We start from the raw sequence: 17,689 nt of genomic DNA, 5'->3' as shown, positions 1-17,689 counted from the left end.
TTTTGTCATTATTGATGTGTGCAGAGGTAAGCGGCCAAACGGTCCATCAGGCGGTCACAGGCCGCCATTTGCGCGACGCTGACGAACTCGTCCGGCTTGTGCCCCTGATCCATGCTGCCCGGGCCGCAGACCACTGCCGGGATCCCGGCCTGATCGAACAAGCCACCCTCGGTGCCAAACGCCACGGTGCTGAAGTCGTCGCGCTCACACAGCTGCGCCAGCAGTTGTGCGGCGGCACTTTCGCGGTCGGTGGCCAAGCCCGGGTAGGCTGAAATCGGCTCGAAGCGAATCGCTGTATCTGGTTTGACCACCTGCATCGCTGGCAGCAGCGTGTGCTGGGCGTAGTGGTGCAATTCATCAACCACCGCTTGTGGTTCGAACGCTGGCAAAGCACGCACTTCAAAGTCAAAGCGGCAGTCCTGCGGCACGATGTTGAGCGCCGTACCGCCCTCGATCACCCCGACCTGGACCGTGGAAAACGCCGGATCGAAGCGCTCGTCGTGGTGTTCTGGCGCCGCCAGGCGCTGACCAATCTCGCCGAGGCGCGCAATCAGCCGAGCCGCCTGTTCGATGGCATTCACGCCATACGGCGCATAGGCCGAATGGCACGCTGCACCTTTGACGTGGCAACGCATGGCCAGCTTGCCTTTGTGGCCGAGCACCGGCTTCAGCTCGGTCGGTTCGCCAATCAGGCACAGGGCGGGTTTGGCGATACTGTGCGGCAACGCCTCGAGCAGGCTGCGTACGCCCAGGCAACCGACTTCCTCGTCATACGAGAACGCCAGGTGCACGGGGCGCTGCAAGGGGCTGGCAAGAAACACCGGCACCGCTGCCAAAACCGAGGCCAGGTAGCCTTTCATGTCGGCCGTGCCGCGCCCATACAACTTGCCGTCGCGCTCGCTGAGGGCGAACGGTTCGACCGTCCAGGCCTGACCGTCCACCGGCACCACGTCGGTATGCCCCGACAGCACCACCCCGCCCTCCACTGCCGGGCCAATACTGGCCAGCAGGTTGGCCTTGCTGCGCTCGGTGTTGTAGATCAGCGTGCAGCTCACCCCCAGGCCTTGCAGGTAATCCTGCACGAAGGCGATCAGCTGCAGGTTCGAGTCGCGACTGACCGTGGCAAAGCCAATCAGCTTTGCTAGCAAGGCGCGGCTGCGCAACTCACTCATCGCCCGGCACTCCATAGCTCGGGGCCAGGGTTGGGTTCAGCGCGCGGGTCAGGTAGTCCTGCAACTGTGGCTCATAGGCAGCCCAGAGCTTGTGTAGTTCACCGATCGGGTTTTCATCTGCCCAGTCGACCCGCAGATCGACGATGGGCCAGAGCAGATCACCGACCACCGACAGCGCCGCCGAATGCACCGCGCCCGCTTCGCCGCCCGCGTCCTGTCCGGCTTGCAGCGCGTTCAGCAAGCGTGCGGCGAGGCAGCCTTCACTGCCCTCGAACGCCGCAACCATCCGCTCGATCACGCCACTGTTGGCCAAGAGGTTGCCCGCAGCGACGCATTGCTCACCTGCCAGTGCGTTGTGGGTACCCAGCGCATGGTTGCCACTGAACACCGCAGTACGCCCTTGGGCATCCACTACCGCGACCTGGCGGTACTGGCTGTAGCCGTTGCGGGTCAGCGCATGGTCCAGCGCCTGATGCGGTGCCAGCCCTTCGGCCAGGGCATCGAGCACCTGCGGGCCCAGGGCCGGCAAAGTAATGTTCTGGCTCGACACCGCGCCGACACCGGAGCGCAGCCACGGGCAACGGGCACCCACGGCAATGCTCGATGAGCTGATGGCGATGCCCAGTTGACCGGTTTCAGCACAGCGACCCACGATGGAAAAGGTCATGGCACGCTCCTTATTCAGGGATGACCGCAATCACGTCGATTTCCATCAGCCACTGCGGCTGGCCCAGGGCACTGACAACAAGGCCAGTGGAGATCGGGAACACCCCCTTGAGCCACTTGCCAACCTCCTGGTACACCGGCTCGCGGTAGCGTGGGTCAATCAGGTAGGTGGTGGTCTTGACGATGTGGCTCAAGTCACTGCCGGCCTCCTCAAGCAGTTGCTTGACGTTGCGCATGGCTTGTTCGGCTTGCGCCCGTGGATCACCCAGGCCCACCAGTTGGCCGTTGAAATCGGTACCGACCTGGCCGCGCACGTAAACGGTATTGCCGGCACGTACCGCCTGGCACAGGTCGTTGTCCAGGGACTGGTTCGGGTAGGTGTCTTTGGTGTTGAACATGCGAATGCGGGTATGAGTAGGCATCAGCGGGCTCCCATGAGGCTGGCGGATTGAAGGTGGGTTTCGGGCCGTTCGGCCTGACGTTGCGAGGCATCGCGGTAGTCGAAATAAGCGCGCTGCTTGATGATGTGCTCGGCGATATGCCGGGCGTCGTGCCACACGCCCCAGATAAACGCCGAACCACGCCGGGCCAGCCATGGCAGGCCGACAAAGTAGACGCCCGCTTCGCTGGACACCCCACGCTGGTGCTGTGGCTTGCCATCGGCCTTGAAGGCATTGACCTTGAGCCAGTCGTAGTCGACCGAGTAGCCGGTGGCCCAGATCACCGTAGTGATACCGGCCTTGGCCAGGTCCAGTTCGAGGATCGGCTGGCTGATGCAGTCAGGGTCTGGGAGCATGATCCGCGCTTCCGGCTCTGCTGGCAGGTCCAGGCCGTTGGCGGCGATATAGGCGTCGGCGGCATCGAGCAAGGCCAGGTAGTTTTCATCACCGCGGGCGATGTTCTCGGCCAGGTCTGCTTGAAAGCTCACCACACCGTTGTTGAATGCCTTGGTCAGGCCCACCAGGGTCACACCCTGTTGTGCCAGGCGGCGGAAGTCCACGGTATGGCCACCACGTGCACCGCTGACGGCGATGGTCACGTGCTCTTTGCCCGGTTGCACGCCCTCGGCATCCCACAGGCCGAGCACGCCCAGCCACCAGCAGAAGTCGCGATTGCGATAGGCACGCGGCGGACGGTCGTGGGCGCCAACCGAGAGGTACACCTGCTTGCCGGCGCGCTGCAGTTCATCAGCGATCTGCACACCGGATGAACCGGCGCCCACCACCAGCACCGCGCCTTCAGCCAGTTGCTCAGGGTTACGGTAGTGCGCCGAGTGCATCTGGGTAATGGCGCCGTCTGCCGGGGCAATGGCAGGGATCAGCGGACGCTGGAACGGGCCGGTGGCGACCACCACATTGCTGGCCTCGATCACGCCCTCGGAGGTTTCAACGGTGAAACCCGGGCGCCCGACGTTGCGTTGTACCTGGGTAACTTCGACGCCGGTGCGTATCGGTGCATTGAATTTTTCTGCATAGGCTTCGAAGTAGTCGGCTACCTGGTCTTTGCCAGCAAAGGCATCCGGGTCCAGGCCCTCGAACTCAAGGCCAGGGAAGCGGTCGTGCCAGGCCGGGCCGTTGGCAACCAGCGAATCCCAGCGACCGGTGCGCCAGGCTTCGGCGATACGGTTGCGTTCCAGAACCAGGTGCGGCACGCCGAGTCGGCTCAAGTGTTCGCTCATGGCCACACCGGCTTGCCCGGCACCCACTACAAGCGTGTCTATTACGGTTTTATTGTTGGTCATCGCTGCGCCCTACTGAGTTTTCCCACGGGGATCACCGTGGGTGGGTGTTGGGCGCATTCTGTGCAAAGGCTGGAAACAGCGAAATTATGATTTTTGTGGTTGTTGGCAAGCAAAAAACTGTGAGGCTTGAGGAGTGGGGCTTTGGCGGGCGTTTACAGGCAGGTGCAGTGGCACAGATTTGGGAAGTACTGACTTGTGGCTTGCTGTTTTTGGCTTCTGGAGCTGGGAGCTTATCCGTTTGGTGGGGTGGCTCCACTGGCCCCTTCCGCCCTTACGGCGGCCTACTTTGCTCTTGGGCAAAGTAGGCCGCCGTAAGGGCGGAAGGGGCCAGTGGAGCCACCTCACCAATTGGATAAACCCCCAGCCCAAAAAGCCAAAACCACCCTCCTTCCCACCCAACAACCCATGATGAGTTACTATTTACCGTTCCCAAACAACCCTTGAATCGCATTATTCAAATCATCAACTTTATTAAGCACTTCCTGCGTAGTCGATTGCCCCTGAGACTGCGCACTCCCCCCCGAACCTGAAGGTTTATTGCCCTGCAAGCCTATACAGGAATTACCACAGCTCTTGAATATTTGACCGCAAGAGTCGTAACACGCCTTGTTCCCCTGACAGGTCGTGAAACACTGCGAATACTGCTGACTGCAATTGCTACTGCACTCAGTGACAGGGCTTTTCGGTGCAGACTGGGTTTGCCCGCCGCCTGGCACTTTCTGGTTGGCGCAATGGGTGGGGCAATCGTAGACGCTGTTGCAGACATTTTTGCAGGCGGCGGCCTTGTTCGGGTCGCCTACGCAGCCTGCCAGGCAGTTTTGTTTGCCACCTTCGCACATCGGGATACAGTCACCCGAGTAAGAAACAGGTGACACCATGAACATAATAAACAGCACCCAAAAATAGTGCTGCATGCCAAACTTACGAATACGGCTTCGCCATGTTTCGCGCTGGATACTCATAACTAAGTCCCTCACGCTAATCAGCGAAATTTATACAGGCAATATGTAAACGCATCCAATATTATTTTTGAATTATTTTTATAACAATGAACTACTAACGATCAACTCAAGTTGCCTTGTTATTAGGGTGCCAGGTATATCGTCTCGCGGGGCAAGCCCGCTCCTACCGGCAGCCAGACCGGGGTTGTAGTGCTTGCACTACAGGGCTTTCATGATTCCCTGATTGTTGCCCCACTGTCGTAATGCAACGATAGCCCGCAACCGTTTGGAGACAATCGACCATGAACAGCTTCCGCGTTGCCTGGCAGGCCGTGTTCAAACACCGCCATGGCACGGTCAAGACCCACCCCCGCAATCCCGGACAGGCGCTCGCCAAAGCTCTGGAAGAAGAGGAAGAGAAAAGCCTGGTGTGGGTGACACAGAAGTACGAGCGGCGCCACTAACGCTTCACCCCTGCCAAGACGGTGGTCTTGGCAATGTGCGTACTATCCTTGCTGTCTGTCTCCCTTCAGCAAGGATCCGCCAATGAGTGCCGTTGCAATCATTGACCAGCAACCCAGCAGCCAGGCAGGCATACGCGCCGAACTCGAACGGGCCGGCCATGTCATCGTCGGCGCCGCCACCAACGGTGTTGAAGGCCTGGAGATGGTGCGCCGCCTGCAGCCAGACCTGATCGTGCTCGATCTGGACATCCCACGCCTGGGCGGCCTCGATGTGATCCGTCGCCTGATCGCGCACCAACGCAACACCCGCATTCTGGTGTTTACCGCCTTTCCGGCAGACGTCTACGAGCATTTGTGCCTGGCGGCTGGCGCGGTGGGGTTTGTGAGCAAATACGATGCGCTGAACCTGCTTGCCGATGCCGTGGCCAAGGCCTTGTCCGGCAAGACTTACTTCAACGCCAGCGCCATGAGGGCAGAAAGCACCACCAGTGATGATGCCGAAGGGTTCAACGAACGCTTTACCGCCCGCGAAATCACCGTGTTGCACTATTTGGCCGATGGCATGCGGGTCAAGGATATTGCCGGCGAGCTGGCCATCAGCGACCGCACGGTCAGCACCTACAAGGCCAGGTTGCTGGAGAAAACCAATACCCATTCGCTGGTCGAGCTGCTGCGCCTGGCGGCGCAACATGGCCTGGTGACAGCCGCCGGGGCACAGGTCAACGCACCAGAAACGCCTGCAAGCTCTACCGATCAACAGTTCAACACGTTGTTTGATCAAATCCCCTATCCGGTGTGCCTGCGCGACGCCAATGCTCGAATCGTGGCGGCAAACCAGGCATTCGCACATTACTTCGACTCAAGCGTCTCGCAATTGCTCGGGAGCCGCACGGTGGATGCGGGGCTGGTGGAGCTGGAGCATTATGATTACGCCTACAAAACCTACAGCGCGGCCGTGGAAAAACGCATCCCATACATGCTGGTGCTGTCCATCAGGGTCAAAGGCGAACGACGAGTGATCAAACACAGCGGCTTGCCGGTCATCGCTGCCGATAACAGCTTTGTCGGCATGCTGTGCACGTCGGTGGATATCGGCGAACAGCACAAAGCCCTGGAGCGCCTGCAAGAGCAGATGACGCATGCCCAAACCCTGCGTAATCGCCGCGGCCAATACCTGATCGAATACTGCACAAATGCGGCGTATAACCTGTCCCGACTGAAGGAGATGCTCGACAGCCCTGAGCGGCACTCACTCGACGACGCAGGCAAAACACTGCTCTACCGCTTGCAGGAAGGTGTCGAGCTGTTGGCCGAGCTGGTGCAACTGGAGCAAGGGCTCGCCTCGCCGAACTCATTCGTCAGTGACCTGCGCGGCTTGACTCAGACCCTGCTGGAGCAGGCGCCTGAGGGTTCGTTGCCCGCCACCCAACTGCACTGTGCGCTCCCCGCTTGCTGGGGCTGGATAGACGCCGAGCGCTACGTGCAGTTGCTGCGCAGTTTGCTGCTGCACGCGAAAAGCCTGGGCGTTTCCAGCCTGGACCTGTATGCCGAGTCACCGCCGCAGGGTATCCAGCAGACGCCCTGGCACCTGCGCATTGTCGGCCCCTTGAGCGCCCAGCGCGACGGCGAAGCACCGAGCATCCGCTGGCAACTGGCGCAGCAGCTCGCGCGGCTGCTGGGGGCCGAGCTCGCACTGGTCATCACCCCGCAGCAAACGCTGGAAATCACCCTGCAACTGCGCATGCCCGTGGCCAGTAACCACCCGCTGTAGGTTCAGGAACGCACTACAAGCGCTTTCAGGATTGCACGCTTATCTCGCCCAGGGGCACAGGCGAATGATTGCTCCCAGATTAATCCTCTGGGAGAACTGCAATGAAACATCGTGCACCGGGTGGTCATGGACTGCGCTTGAGCTGTCTGTGCATCGCCATTGCCCTGGCCACCACCGCCAGCGCCAGCGGCCTTCCGCAAGGCGGCCAGGTGGTCAGCGGTGGCGCCAGCATCAGCCAGAGCGGTGCGAACATGGAAGTCCAGACTTCCGGTCCGCGTACCGCCATCGACTGGCAACGCTTCAATGTCGGCCCCGACAACCGCATCACCTTCAAACAACCCGACGGCCGCTCGGTCACCTTGAACCGGGTGATCGGCGGCGACCCCTCGAAGATCTACGGCACCATCACTTCCAATGGCCAACTGATCCTGGTTAACCCCAATGGTATCTGGCTCGGCCCTAACGCCCATGTGTCCGCCAGTGCCCTGGTGGCCAGCGCCGGTTTTGTCACCGACAAACAGGCCAAGGAGTTCGCCGCCAGCGGCAAACTGGATATCCAGCTCAAAGGCCTGGTGCGCAACGAAGGGCATATCACCGTGCACGACAACGGCATGGTTGCCCTGCTCGGCGCGCAAGTTGAAAACCACGGTGTGATCCAGGCGCGCAAAGGCACCGTGCAGTTGGCTACCGGCCCGCAGGCGACCCTGGACTTCCACGGTGATGGCCTGCTGAGCATCGCGGTCGGCGGTGAGCCGGGCGAGCGCGACAGTGTCAACGCCGATGTCAAAGGCGGCGTGCACAACAGCGGGCAAATCGAGGTCGGTAACGGCGTGGTAGCCATGAGCGCCGAGCGCGCGGCCCGGCATCTGGACTCGGTGATCAACGTCGGCGGCAATGTGATTGCCGATGGCGTCAGCGAGCAAGGCGGCACCATTGTCCTGGGCAGTGCAGCGCAGACCAACGTCAGCGGCAGCCTCAGCGCCAAGGGCAGCAGCGGCGGCTCCATCAAGGCCCTCGGTGATGAAGTCAACCTGGCCAGCACGGCCAGGCTGGACGCCTCCGGCAGCCAGGGCAACGGCGGTAAAGTCCTGGTGGGCGGCAGCTTGCAGGGTAAAGGCAGTGAGCCTGCTGCCAAACGTACCACGGTGGCCCAAGGTGCCCAGCTCAAGGCCGAGGGCAAACGCGACGGCGGCCAGGTGGTGGTCTGGTCCGATGGCCAGACCCGCTTCGCCGGCAGCGCCAGCGTCAAGGGCGCAGAACGCGGCGGCCTGATCGAAACTTCCGGCAAGCAGTTGCAGGTGAGCAACGAGGCCAAGGTCGATACCTCCGGCAAAGTGGCCGGTAAATGGCTGTTGGACCCTGAAACCGTCAACATCGTCGCCGATGCCAGCGCCGACCCGGGCACCGGCGTAAGCGGCGGTATTACCCAGGGCCCCAACACCGCCGACCTGTGGAACGTATCGGCGCAGGCTATCGTCAATGGCCTGGCCAGTGGTGACGTCGAGGTGTCGGCGAGCCAGCGCATCAATGTCAACACCGCGATCATTGCCACCAACATCGGTCAGGACGGCACTGGCAAACACACCCTGGCACTGATCTCCGCCGGCAACCCCAAACAAGGCGTGGGCTACAGCGGTAGCGACCTGTCCAGTGACAGTGGTTCGGTGTACATCAACGCCCCGATCTTGCTTAAAGACGGCAACCTGTTTATCGCCGCCACCGGCGACATCCGCCTGAACAACACCGGTGCCGACTACGCCCAGCGCGCCATCATCGACGTCGGCCAGGGTATCGCCTGGCTGAAAACCTCCAACGTCGCATCGATCATCCAGCAATCCGGCACCGCACTGATGGGCCAGCAAGTGGCCATGGAAGGTGCCAGTGTGCGCATGGAAAGCAACCTCAACTACGCCGGTGTGCTGGCAGGCAAAGCCAGCAACGGCGTGTTCCGCTTCAACCAGACCAACGCCAGCGGCATCACCACCACTGGCACTGTGGCTTCGCCGTATTCCGCCGAACAGCTGTCCGGGGTAACCGCACAGCAACTGGAATACCGCGGCTTTCAGGATGTGGTGGCCAACCCCAACGTGTCCTATGGACCGGGCACCCAGACGGTCAACCTCAAGGCCGAGAATGGCGCCTCATTCGACTATCTGGTGTTCGAAGCCACCGGTTTCGTCACGCCTGACGGCAAGGGGGGGTACCGCGAACTCGATCCGGCAGTACTGCTCAACTACCTCGACAGCTCGGACTATCTGGTTAACGGCCTGAGCTTTACCGACAGCGCCGGAGTTGCCTGGAACATCGCGCCCGATGTCAACAATGGCAGCCTGGTGAAAGTGACCCGCACCGATCCGGGTGGATCGCCAGTGGTCAGCAGCGCCCCGGTCGGGTTTGCCTTTGGTGCCAACGGTGGCCTGCAAGTGGTTTCCACCCTGCATGAGCCAGGCTGGGGTGTGGAGCCCTACGCCTATATTCCGGGTGCCCAAGACCAGAAAGAGATCCAGCACAACGCCCAGGATGGCAGTAGCCAGCAACTGGTGCTAAACCTCGGCGGCAAGTACGACAGCGTGCAGGCACTGATCGCCAACCTGATCAACGACACGCCCTGGCTGCAGAAAGCCGACTCCAATGGCCCCGCGCTCAAAGGCGGCGAGCAGACCCTGGAGCGCGCCCGGGTGCACTTCTATGAAACGGTAGACAAAACCAACGAGCCGGGGGTGATTATCAGCAACGCGGCCGCCGCCAAGGTGACCGTCACGGCCAACGACGCAACCCGCGAATACGGTGACGCCAACCCTACGCTCAGTGCCCGCACCGAGTACGACAGCAACGCCCAGGTGGTGAAGGGCGTCGACGACTATGTCAATCAACAACTCGACCGCAGCGGCACCGCGGTCGGTACTCCAACGACCCAGGCCACGGCGCAAAGCGACGTCAAGGCCGATGGCTATGCCATCACCAATCAGGTCAGCCAGGATACCCGCGCCCAAGGCCGCTATGGCCTGGACAACAAGGCCGGCACGCTGATCGTGCAGCCGGCCGAACTCAAGGTCAAAGCGGACGAAAAAACCAAGGTGTATGGCGACGCCGACCCGGCCTTGAGCTATCAGGTCAGCGGGCAGAAGTTCGGCGAACAGGCCGATACCCTGGTTGGCGGTGCGCTCAACCGTGCTCCCGGGTCGAACGTGGGTGACTACACCATCGGCCAGGGCAGTGTCGGCAGCCTTTCCGGCAACTACCGCATCAGCTACGAGTCAGACCTGCTGCACATCACCCCGGCGACGTTGCAGGTCAATGCCCATGACAAGAGCAAGGTCTATGGCAATGCCGACCCGGCACTGAGCTATTCGCTCAGCGGCTTGAAGAACGGTGACAGCGCCGCAGCGGTGCTCAACGGTCGCGACCTGCAGCGCCAGGCTGGCGAAAACGTGCGTCCCGAGGGTTACGCCATTGGCCAGGGCAACCTGGCGCTGACCAGCAGCAACTACACCCTGGTGTTCCACGACGGCAACCTGCAGATCACCCCGGCGCCCTTGCTGGTAACCGCGCACGACAAAAGCAAACTGCAGGGCCAGGTCGACCCACGCCTGACCTACTCGGTCAGCGGAATGAAAAACGGCGACCGCGCCGACGTTGCCAAAGGCAGCCTGCTGCGCAACCCCGGCGAGGCCCCGGGTGCCTACGGCATTGGTCAGGGGCAAAGCTTCAGTGCCGGCGCCAACTACAACGTGGTGTTCAAGGACGGCACGCTGACCATTACCGGTCCAGTGATCGACCCGCCTGCGCCACCCGTGCCGCCTGCCCCGCCCGCGCCTGTGGACCCTGCCGACCCTGTCAAGCCTGTGGCTCCGGCCTTGCCGCAAGGTCCGGTGCCCATGGCCGCCCAGGCCCCGGGCAACGTGCGTTGCACGGCGCTGGAGTCGCCCTCGGCAGTCTCTGCCAACTACTCGGTATCGCCTGCGGTAATCCGCACCTACGCCGTGCAACTGATCTGCAAACCGCGCGCCTACGGCGACAAGGTCAGTACCACCCCTGAACTCAGCGACGTGCTGACCTACGCCAACGGCCTGCTCAAAGACGGCAGGTTCATCGTTCCTGACTGGAACCGCAGCGTCATACCGCACGAACTCACCACCCCTGCCAAGGGAGAGAAATAATCATGAAATGCTTTCCTGGCCGCTTCAAGGCGGTAACCCTGGCCGTTTGTTCCGCCCTGCTGGTGCTGGCAGGTCCAGCCGATGCCGGGCCACGCGGTCAACTCGACCCGGGCCGGATTGAACTGCCCAACCCCGATGGCAGCCGCACCCCTACCCTGCAGATGCCTGGCACCCTGCAATTACCTGACGCGGTGGTGACGCCTGAGCCCGAGCAACAACCGGCCGAGATGCAAGCGGCACCTGGCGATAGCCGACGCTTCAAGGTCAACCAGGTGGTGGTGCGCGGTGCCGACAGCTACCCCAGCGGTACCTTCAACAGCCTCGTGCGCGGCCTGCAAGGTCGCCAGGTGAGCCTGGCCGAAGTCAACGCGGTGGCCGCCCAGATCACCCAGCGCTACCGCAAGGCAGGCTTTCTGCTGGCTCGCGCCTACGTACCACAACAGCGCCTGGAGGACGGCCGTCTGGTCATTCAAGTGTTCGAGGGCAAGGTCAACGACGTACAGTTCAAAGGGCCGACCAATAAAGCCCTGGAGCGCTATGCCGATAACATTCGCCAGGAGGTTCCGCCCAAAAGTGCCACGCTGGAACGCAACCTGCTGCTGATGAACGACGTTTCCGGCAACGACAGCCGCGCCGTGCTTTCCGCCTCACCGGTGGCCAGCGGCACCGACCTGACGGTGCAGAACGAGCAGCGCAAATATGAAGGCTTCATCGGCTTCGACAACCGTGACAGCCGCTACTTCGGCCCTTGGCAGGCCTACGGCGGTTTCGGTATCAATGACCTCAGTGGCAACGGCGACCATCTGGGCATCCGTGCCGGTAAGTCGATCGAAGGCAACAAGATGTCGTTCTTCGAAGGCCAGTACGAGCTGCCCGTCGGTGCCAAAGGCGACGTGCTCAGTGTGCTTGCCCAGCATAACGAAGGGCACGCCGACACCTTCTCGTTCCTCAACGCCAACAGCTCGGGCGACACCCTGGCCGTGCGTATTACCCGGCCGTGGATTCGCCAGCGCGACGAAACGTTCAAGACCTCATTGGCATTGACCTACTTCAACGGCAAATCCGAATACCTGGACGATCCCGACAACCCACCGTCAAGCGATGACCGTATCCGCGCACTGCGCCTGGGTGCCAGCTACGACTTTGCCGACCGCTATGGCGGCAAGAACCTGCTCAAGGCCGAAGTCAGCAAGGGCCTGGATATCCTTGGCGCCAGCGATGAAGGCCGCGCCAACCCTTCGCGTGAGGGCGGTCGCACTGACTTCACCAAGCTGCAGGTCGATGCCCAGCGTATGCAGGACCTCTCGCAACTGATGGAGGGCCTGAACCTGTACCTGGCGCTGACCGCACAAACCTCGTTCGGTCAGGCATTGCTCAGCCCCGAGCAGTTCGGGGTGGGCGGCAGCGAGTTCGGCCGTGGCTACGACCCTTCGGAAATCACCGGTGACCGCGGCTTCGCTACCAAGGCCGAGCTGCAGTACAACCGCCAGCATACCGTCGGCAACTGGACGGTGCCGACCCAGTACTACACCTACTGGGACTTCGGCAAAGTCTGGAGCGAAGACCCCAGCTGGACGGGTACTGAAAGCCTGTCATCGGCTGGTGTGGGTGTGCACTTCCAGGTGTTCAAGGACACCTACATATCGCCGGAACTGGCCTTCCCCCTGACCCACAAAGTCTCGGCCGAGGAGCTGGACGACGACAACGGCAAGGCACCGCGCCTGTACCTGAACTTCCTGAAGCTGTTCTGAGCCTGATTGACCGTGCGCAAGGCGTACCTTGCGCACGCAGGGGAGATGCACTGATGAAACTCACTACCCGCTACGTGCTGCACACCGTCCGTACCGCAGCGTTCAATGCCGAGGCGACGGCAGAGTTGCTGCTGGAACTGAGCAAACTGGCGCCGACCGCCAAGCTCAGGTTCCGCGCCATGAACCTGGCGGAACTGATCAATGAGGACGCCGAAGCCCTGGAGCGGGTCGCCACGGCGATCACCCGTGGCGAGCTGCTGGCCTCTGTAGGAGCGGGCTTGCCCCGCGATTGCGCTGTGACTGACAAATCGCTATCGCGGGGCAAGCCCGCTCCTACGGTAGCTGCAACTCCTCAACGCTGATCTCGCGCATGCGAAACTTCTGCACTTTCCCGGTTACAGTCATCGGGAACTGTTCCACGAAACGAAAATAGCGCGGCACCTTGAAATGCGCGATGCGTGCCTTGGCCCACTCGCGCAGTTGCGCCTCATCGGCGACTGCTCCCGGGTGCAGCCTGATCCAGGCGACGATTTCTTCACCGTAGCGGCTGCACGGCACCCCGATCACCTGCACATCAGCGACCGCTGGGTGGGTGGCGAAAAACTCCTCCAGCTCACGCGGGTAGATGTTCTCGCCGCCGCGGATGATCATGTCCTTGCTGCGCCCGACGATGCGCACATAACCCTGCTTATCCATGCTCGCCAGGTCGCCGGTGTGCATCCAGCCCTCTGCATCGATACTGTCGGCAGTGGCCTGCGGATTGTTCCAGTAGCCGAGCATGACGCTGTAGCCACGGGTGCACAGTTCACCGACTTCGCCACGCGGCACACTGTTACCGGCACTGTCGATGATCTTGCTGTGCAGGTGCGGCTGGGTACGACCAACTGTGGTCACCCGCAGTTCTAGGTCGTCGTCAGGGCCAGTCTGCAACGACACCGGGCTGGTCTCGGTCATGCCATAGGCGATCTGCACTTCACTCATGTGCATTTCATCGATCACCCGGCGCATGACTTCGATCGGGCAGTTGGCGCCCGCCATGATCCCGGTGCGCAGGCTGGACAGGTCGAAGGTGTGGCGCAGCGGATGATCCAGTTCGGCAATGAACATGGTCGGCACCCCATACAGCGCCGTGGCCCGCTCTTCGGCCACCGCCTGCAGGGTGGTCAGCGGATCGAAGGCATCGCCGGGGTAAATCAGGGTGGCGCCGTGGGTCATGCAGCCGAGGTTGGCCATGACCATGCCGAAGCAGTGATACAGCGGCACCGGTACGACAAGGCGGTCGTGCTCGGTGAGGCCGAGGCTTTCGCCGACCAGGTACCCGTTGTTGAGAATGTTGTAGTGGCTGAGGGTCGCGCCTTTGGGGAAACCGGTGGTCCCCGAGGTGTACTGGATATTGATCGGCTCATCGCAGTGCAGGCTGGCCTGCCGCGTCGCCAAGGTATCCAGGCTGACCTCCTGCGCCCGTGCCAGCAGCGCCTGCCAGGCCAGCAGGCCTTTGGGTGGCGTACTGGCCAGGCTGATCACCCCACGTAGCTCAGGCAGCTGCGCGCAGGCCAGCTCGCCCGGCGTGCTGGTCGCCAGCTCCGGCACCAGATCCAGCAGCATGGCGTGATAGTCCGACGTTTTGAAAGCATCGGCGCAGATGATCCAACGGCAACCCGACTGGCTGAGGGCATAGGCCAACTCGTTACTGCGGTAAGCCGGGTTGATATTGACGAGGATGACGCCAATTTTTGCACTGGCAAACTGAGTGATGCACCACTGTGCACAGTTGGGTGCCCAGATCCCCAGGCGATCACCGCGCTGCAGCCCCAGGGCCAGCAAGGCGCGGGCCAGGCGCTCGACTTCTGCGCCCAATGCCTGCCAGCTGTAGCGCAGCCCTTGATGACGGACCACCAGCGCCTCACGCTGGGCAAAGCGTGACACGGTGAGGTCGAAGGCCTCGCCGATGCACAGCGTGAGCAACGCCGGTTCCTGTTGCCCTTGGGTATGGCTCAACGCATTCATGCTGTTCTCTTATTGTTGTGGTACTGCGAAGCAACGGCTTGCCGCACGGGCAGCAAGCCGCGCTGGTCTGTTTACCTGACAAACACCTGGGTGGTGGTAATCGACATGTCACCGCCCGGCAACTGGATGTTCTTGACCTTCTCCAGGCTCTGCGGATCGAACACGGCAATGTCGTTGAAGGTGCCGGCGAGGTAGAGCTTGCTGCCTTGCTTGTTGAAGGCCACACAGTAATACGTGTGCTCCAGATTGGCGGCCTTGATCAGCTTGCGCTCCTTGATGTCGTAGCGCGCCAGACGGTTGAGCACGCCATACATCTGGTTCGGGTCCTGTGGCGAGCGCAAGCCGGTGAAATACAGCTCGGTCAGCGAGGCGAACTCCTGGTAGTGACTCTTGCCGGTTTTCAGGTCGATGCTCAGGTAGCCGTACATCGGTTCGGCAGTAGCCGGATCCTGCTTGTCGTCTGTGAACTTGGCCACGGTGTAGAGCATGGTGAAGTCGTGCTGGGCGGTCTGGTGGGGCCAGAAGTACAGCACGTCCGGTGCGCTGAAGCCCGGGCGCTGCCAGTTGCGCAGCGCCATGGCAACTTCGTACTTGCCGGTGTTGACATCCATTTTGTAGATATCCGGGCCGGCCACGTACAAGCTGCCGTCATCGGCGGCACGCATCAGGTACACCTGGCGTGGCATCGGAAAGCTACGTACCGGTTTCGCACCGACGCCGTCGGCTGCCTTGAACACTTCCAGGCGGGGTGGCTTGACCACGTAGTGATCATTCAAACGCTGGGTCGGGTTGACCGTGGCATACAACTCCTTGCCATCCGGGCTGATGGCGAACGAGAACATCGAACGCGCCACCTCACCCGGGTTGCTGGACAGGTTGGCATGGAACACGGTTTTGCAGCTGTCCAGGTCGATGCCGTAGAGGTCACCGAAATGGTTGTTGAGCAGGTACGCGGTGCGGTTGTCGGGCGCCATCATTGCCGTGCCGGGGCCAAAGGCGTCCGGCAACTTGCAGCTTTTGAACACCTCGTCGCGGGCCAGATCAATGACGTGCAGGTTGTTCGGGTAGTTGGTGGCAATCATGTACTCGTGGCCGGCCTGCAGCGCAGCCCCGCTGTTGTCGGCAGCCCAGGCGCCCAGGCTACTGGCACAGGCGGCGACGGTGAACGCCAGTTTGGCGAAAACTCCAGGTTTCATGCGATGTCCCCTTGTTATTCTTGTCGGCCGGTCACTTGTCTTTAGGAAACACAGTGCCCAGGTTGCGCCAGTCGTCTTTGGAGTTGGTGGCTTGCGCGTTCCAGTCCTGATAGGTACTCATCATGTCCGGCACCTGGGCCGGCCACCAGCACGGATCAGAACAGCCATAGAGGTCAGCTTCCATCGGCTGGCACAGCGAGCTGACACCCCCGAAGGCATCCACTTCCCAGCCCGGGTCGGTGGTTGCCGTGCACCCGGCGACGGCGCTCATGGCCACGACTTCCTCGACTCGGTCCTGGGCAACGGCTTGCTCAAGAATTTGCGCTTTGTTGTTCAGCGGCTTGAGGTGTTTCATGTCAGTGCGCCTTCCGCGGGGTGATGTAGCGGCTGATGAACGCCGGGTTAGCGGCCATGATGCGGCTGTAGACTTCGATGCCGAAGTCGACCCAGTCGCGCATCAGCTCACAGTAGTGGTAGGTCGGATGGGTGGGGTCGCCGTAGCGCGCGTAACTTTCGTGGTAGCAGCCGCCGGAGCACAGGTTGCGGATCCGGCAGGTATCGCAACCGGTGCCTCTACGATCCAGGCGCTGTGACAGAAAGTCGTTGAGCTCAACCTGTTTCACCCCGGTGTGCACGTTGCCGAAGGTCGGCAGGCTGGAGCCGGTGAAGCGGTGGCAGAGGTTCAGTTCGCCCTTGTGATCGACCGCCAGCATCTTCAGGCCGGCACCGCACGGCAGGGCCTTTTTGTGGCCTTCATGGATGTCGGTGATCAGCTGGTGCAGGTTGGAGAAACCGATGTTGCGGTGCTCCAGCGCGGCCTCCAGATAACGCCGTCCCAAGGCCTTCATGTTGGCAAAGACCTCCACCAACTCATCCGCGGTCAGGTTGAAATCGGCCATGTCACCGGAGGTCACCGGGGCGAAACCGACCTCGGCAAACCCCAGCTCGTTGAACAGGTGATTCCAGATCGTTTCGACATCAGTAATGCCACGCGTCAGGGTGACGCGCGCACCGACCGGGCGGCTGTCATAGCGCGACAGCAGCATGTCGGCCTTGCGCCGTACCACATCGTAGGTGCCCTGCCCGCCCACGGTAATACGGTTGCGGTCGTGCACGGTCTTCGGCCCGTCGATGCTCACCGACAGGCCAAAGCGATGGGCGTTGAGCCAGTCGACAATCTCCTCGGTGAGCAGCGTGGCGTTGGTGGTCATGACGAATTCGACCTGCTTGCCCGCTTCGGCAAAGCGCCGTTCGCAATACGCCACCATGTGCTCGATCAGTGGCCGGTTCGACAGCGGCTCACCGCCGAAGAACACCACGGTGTAACGGCTCTCGTCCGGCGATTCCTTGAGCAGCATTTCCACCGAGGATTCCGCGGTGGCGGCGCTCATCTTCTTGCCGGCCGAGGGCTTGTCGAGGTCTTCCTTGTAGCAGTAACTGCAGCTTAAGTTGCAGCCGGTGTTGACGTTCAGCACCACAGTGTTCAAGGCCGTGCGCTCGACGCGGGTGACGCCGATTTCCGGTGTCAGCGGCGAGCCGTCGCTGACCAGCTCCAGGGCAATCAGCTCACGCAGGGTTTCTTCAACGTCTTGGCCGGTAAAACGCGCCTCAAGGCGATGCACCAATTCCTCAGGCGAACAGCCTTGCTCACGCAAGGTATCGATGATCCCGCCGGTGACGGCATCTGTAGCAAACAGCGAACTGCTGGGTATATGGAACAGCATGCGAGCGGCATCCACCTGCACTTCATGCAGGTTGCGCTCGACCAGATTCAATAGTGCGCCCATGGCGACCTCCCGATGTGTATCCCGAACAACGTT

14 protein-coding genes are annotated in these 17,689 nt (G+C 61.7%); 5 read left to right on the top strand and 9 right to left on the bottom strand.

Going from position 1 to position 17,689, the window contains the following annotated elements; translation table 11 throughout:
- Positions 1 to 8: 8 nt before the first annotated feature.
- The 5 genes from argE to ACP6KB_RS12635 all read right to left on the bottom strand — a co-directional run bounded on the left by argE (position 9) and on the right by ACP6KB_RS12635 (position 4,541).
- Positions 9 to 1,172 carry an acetylornithine deacetylase gene (gene argE / locus ACP6KB_RS12655; protein WP_442114059.1) on the bottom strand — a complete coding sequence of 388 codons (1,164 nt, stop codon included), beginning with the start codon at positions 1,170 to 1,172 and terminating at the stop codon, positions 9 to 11.
- The gene (locus ACP6KB_RS12650) at positions 1,165 to 1,839 is read right to left on the bottom strand and encodes a DUF1028 domain-containing protein (protein WP_442114058.1); all 675 of its coding nucleotides are present in this window, start codon (positions 1,837 to 1,839) and stop codon (positions 1,165 to 1,167) included. The genes argE and ACP6KB_RS12650 overlap by 8 nt, the downstream gene beginning before the upstream one ends.
- 10 nt (positions 1,840 to 1,849) lie before the next feature.
- Complete coding sequence (locus tag ACP6KB_RS12645; RefSeq protein WP_007924833.1) at positions 1,850 to 2,260, bottom strand: RidA family protein; 411 nt, start codon at positions 2,258 to 2,260, stop codon at positions 1,850 to 1,852.
- Positions 2,260 to 3,579 (bottom strand): flavin-containing monooxygenase, encoded by a 1,320-nt coding sequence (locus ACP6KB_RS12640; RefSeq protein ID WP_442114057.1) that lies wholly within the window; start codon positions 3,577 to 3,579, stop codon positions 2,260 to 2,262. Before ACP6KB_RS12640 ends, ACP6KB_RS12645 begins: the two co-directional genes overlap by 1 nt.
- Before the next feature lie 416 nt (positions 3,580 to 3,995).
- Positions 3,996 to 4,541: a hypothetical protein gene (locus ACP6KB_RS12635; RefSeq protein ID WP_442114056.1), complete on the bottom strand. Its 546-nt coding sequence runs from the start codon at positions 4,539 to 4,541 to the stop codon at positions 3,996 to 3,998.
- A 281-nt stretch (positions 4,542 to 4,822) separates the two neighbouring features.
- Between ACP6KB_RS12635 and ACP6KB_RS12630 the strand changes: the two genes are divergently transcribed.
- From ACP6KB_RS12630 to ACP6KB_RS12610, 5 genes are all read left to right on the top strand, one after another.
- The gene (locus tag ACP6KB_RS12630; protein ID WP_442114055.1) at positions 4,823 to 4,984 is read left to right on the top strand and encodes a hypothetical protein; all 162 of its coding nucleotides are present in this window, start codon (positions 4,823 to 4,825) and stop codon (positions 4,982 to 4,984) included.
- An 82-nt stretch (positions 4,985 to 5,066) separates the two neighbouring features.
- The gene (locus ACP6KB_RS12625) at positions 5,067 to 6,755 is read left to right on the top strand and encodes a response regulator (protein WP_442114054.1); all 1,689 of its coding nucleotides are present in this window, start codon (positions 5,067 to 5,069) and stop codon (positions 6,753 to 6,755) included.
- 101 nt (positions 6,756 to 6,856) lie between these two features.
- Positions 6,857 to 10,915 (top strand): MBG domain-containing protein, encoded by a 4,059-nt coding sequence (locus ACP6KB_RS12620; RefSeq protein ID WP_442114053.1) that lies wholly within the window; start codon positions 6,857 to 6,859, stop codon positions 10,913 to 10,915.
- Between the two features lie 2 nt (positions 10,916 to 10,917).
- Positions 10,918 to 12,666 (top strand): ShlB/FhaC/HecB family hemolysin secretion/activation protein, encoded by a 1,749-nt coding sequence (locus ACP6KB_RS12615; protein WP_442114052.1) that lies wholly within the window; start codon positions 10,918 to 10,920, stop codon positions 12,664 to 12,666.
- A gap of 53 nt (positions 12,667 to 12,719) precedes the next feature.
- Positions 12,720 to 13,028 carry a hypothetical protein gene (locus ACP6KB_RS12610; RefSeq protein WP_442114051.1) on the top strand — a complete coding sequence of 103 codons (309 nt, stop codon included), beginning with the start codon at positions 12,720 to 12,722 and terminating at the stop codon, positions 13,026 to 13,028.
- On the opposite strand, the gene ACP6KB_RS12605 is transcribed toward ACP6KB_RS12610, so the two are convergent.
- The 4 genes from ACP6KB_RS12605 to peaB all read right to left on the bottom strand — a co-directional run bounded on the left by ACP6KB_RS12605 (position 13,000) and on the right by peaB (position 17,656).
- Positions 13,000 to 14,673 carry an AMP-binding protein gene (locus ACP6KB_RS12605; protein ID WP_442114050.1) on the bottom strand — a complete coding sequence of 558 codons (1,674 nt, stop codon included), beginning with the start codon at positions 14,671 to 14,673 and terminating at the stop codon, positions 13,000 to 13,002. The two genes, ACP6KB_RS12610 and ACP6KB_RS12605, sit on opposite strands and share 29 nt — an antisense overlap.
- A gap of 71 nt (positions 14,674 to 14,744) precedes the next feature.
- Complete coding sequence (gene peaD, locus ACP6KB_RS12600; protein WP_442114049.1) at positions 14,745 to 15,869, bottom strand: quinohemoprotein amine dehydrogenase subunit beta; 1,125 nt, start codon at positions 15,867 to 15,869, stop codon at positions 14,745 to 14,747.
- A 31-nt stretch (positions 15,870 to 15,900) separates the two neighbouring features.
- On the bottom strand, positions 15,901 to 16,224 hold the full coding sequence (gene qhpC / locus ACP6KB_RS12595) for a quinohemoprotein amine dehydrogenase subunit gamma (RefSeq protein ID WP_442114048.1): 324 nt from the start codon (positions 16,222 to 16,224) through the stop codon (positions 15,901 to 15,903).
- A gap of 1 nt (position 16,225) precedes the next feature.
- A complete protein-coding gene (gene peaB / locus ACP6KB_RS12590) occupies positions 16,226 to 17,656 on the bottom strand; it encodes a quinohemoprotein amine dehydrogenase maturation protein (RefSeq protein ID WP_442114047.1) in 1,431 nt (476 codons plus the stop codon).
- Positions 17,657 to 17,689 lie beyond the last annotated feature (33 nt).

Origin of the sequence: Pseudomonas sp. NUPR-001 (assembly GCF_052147955.1) — a bacterium.
Lineage (GTDB): Bacteria > Pseudomonadota > Gammaproteobacteria > Pseudomonadales > Pseudomonadaceae > Aquipseudomonas.
This window is presented reverse-complemented; position numbering and strand designations above follow the sequence as displayed.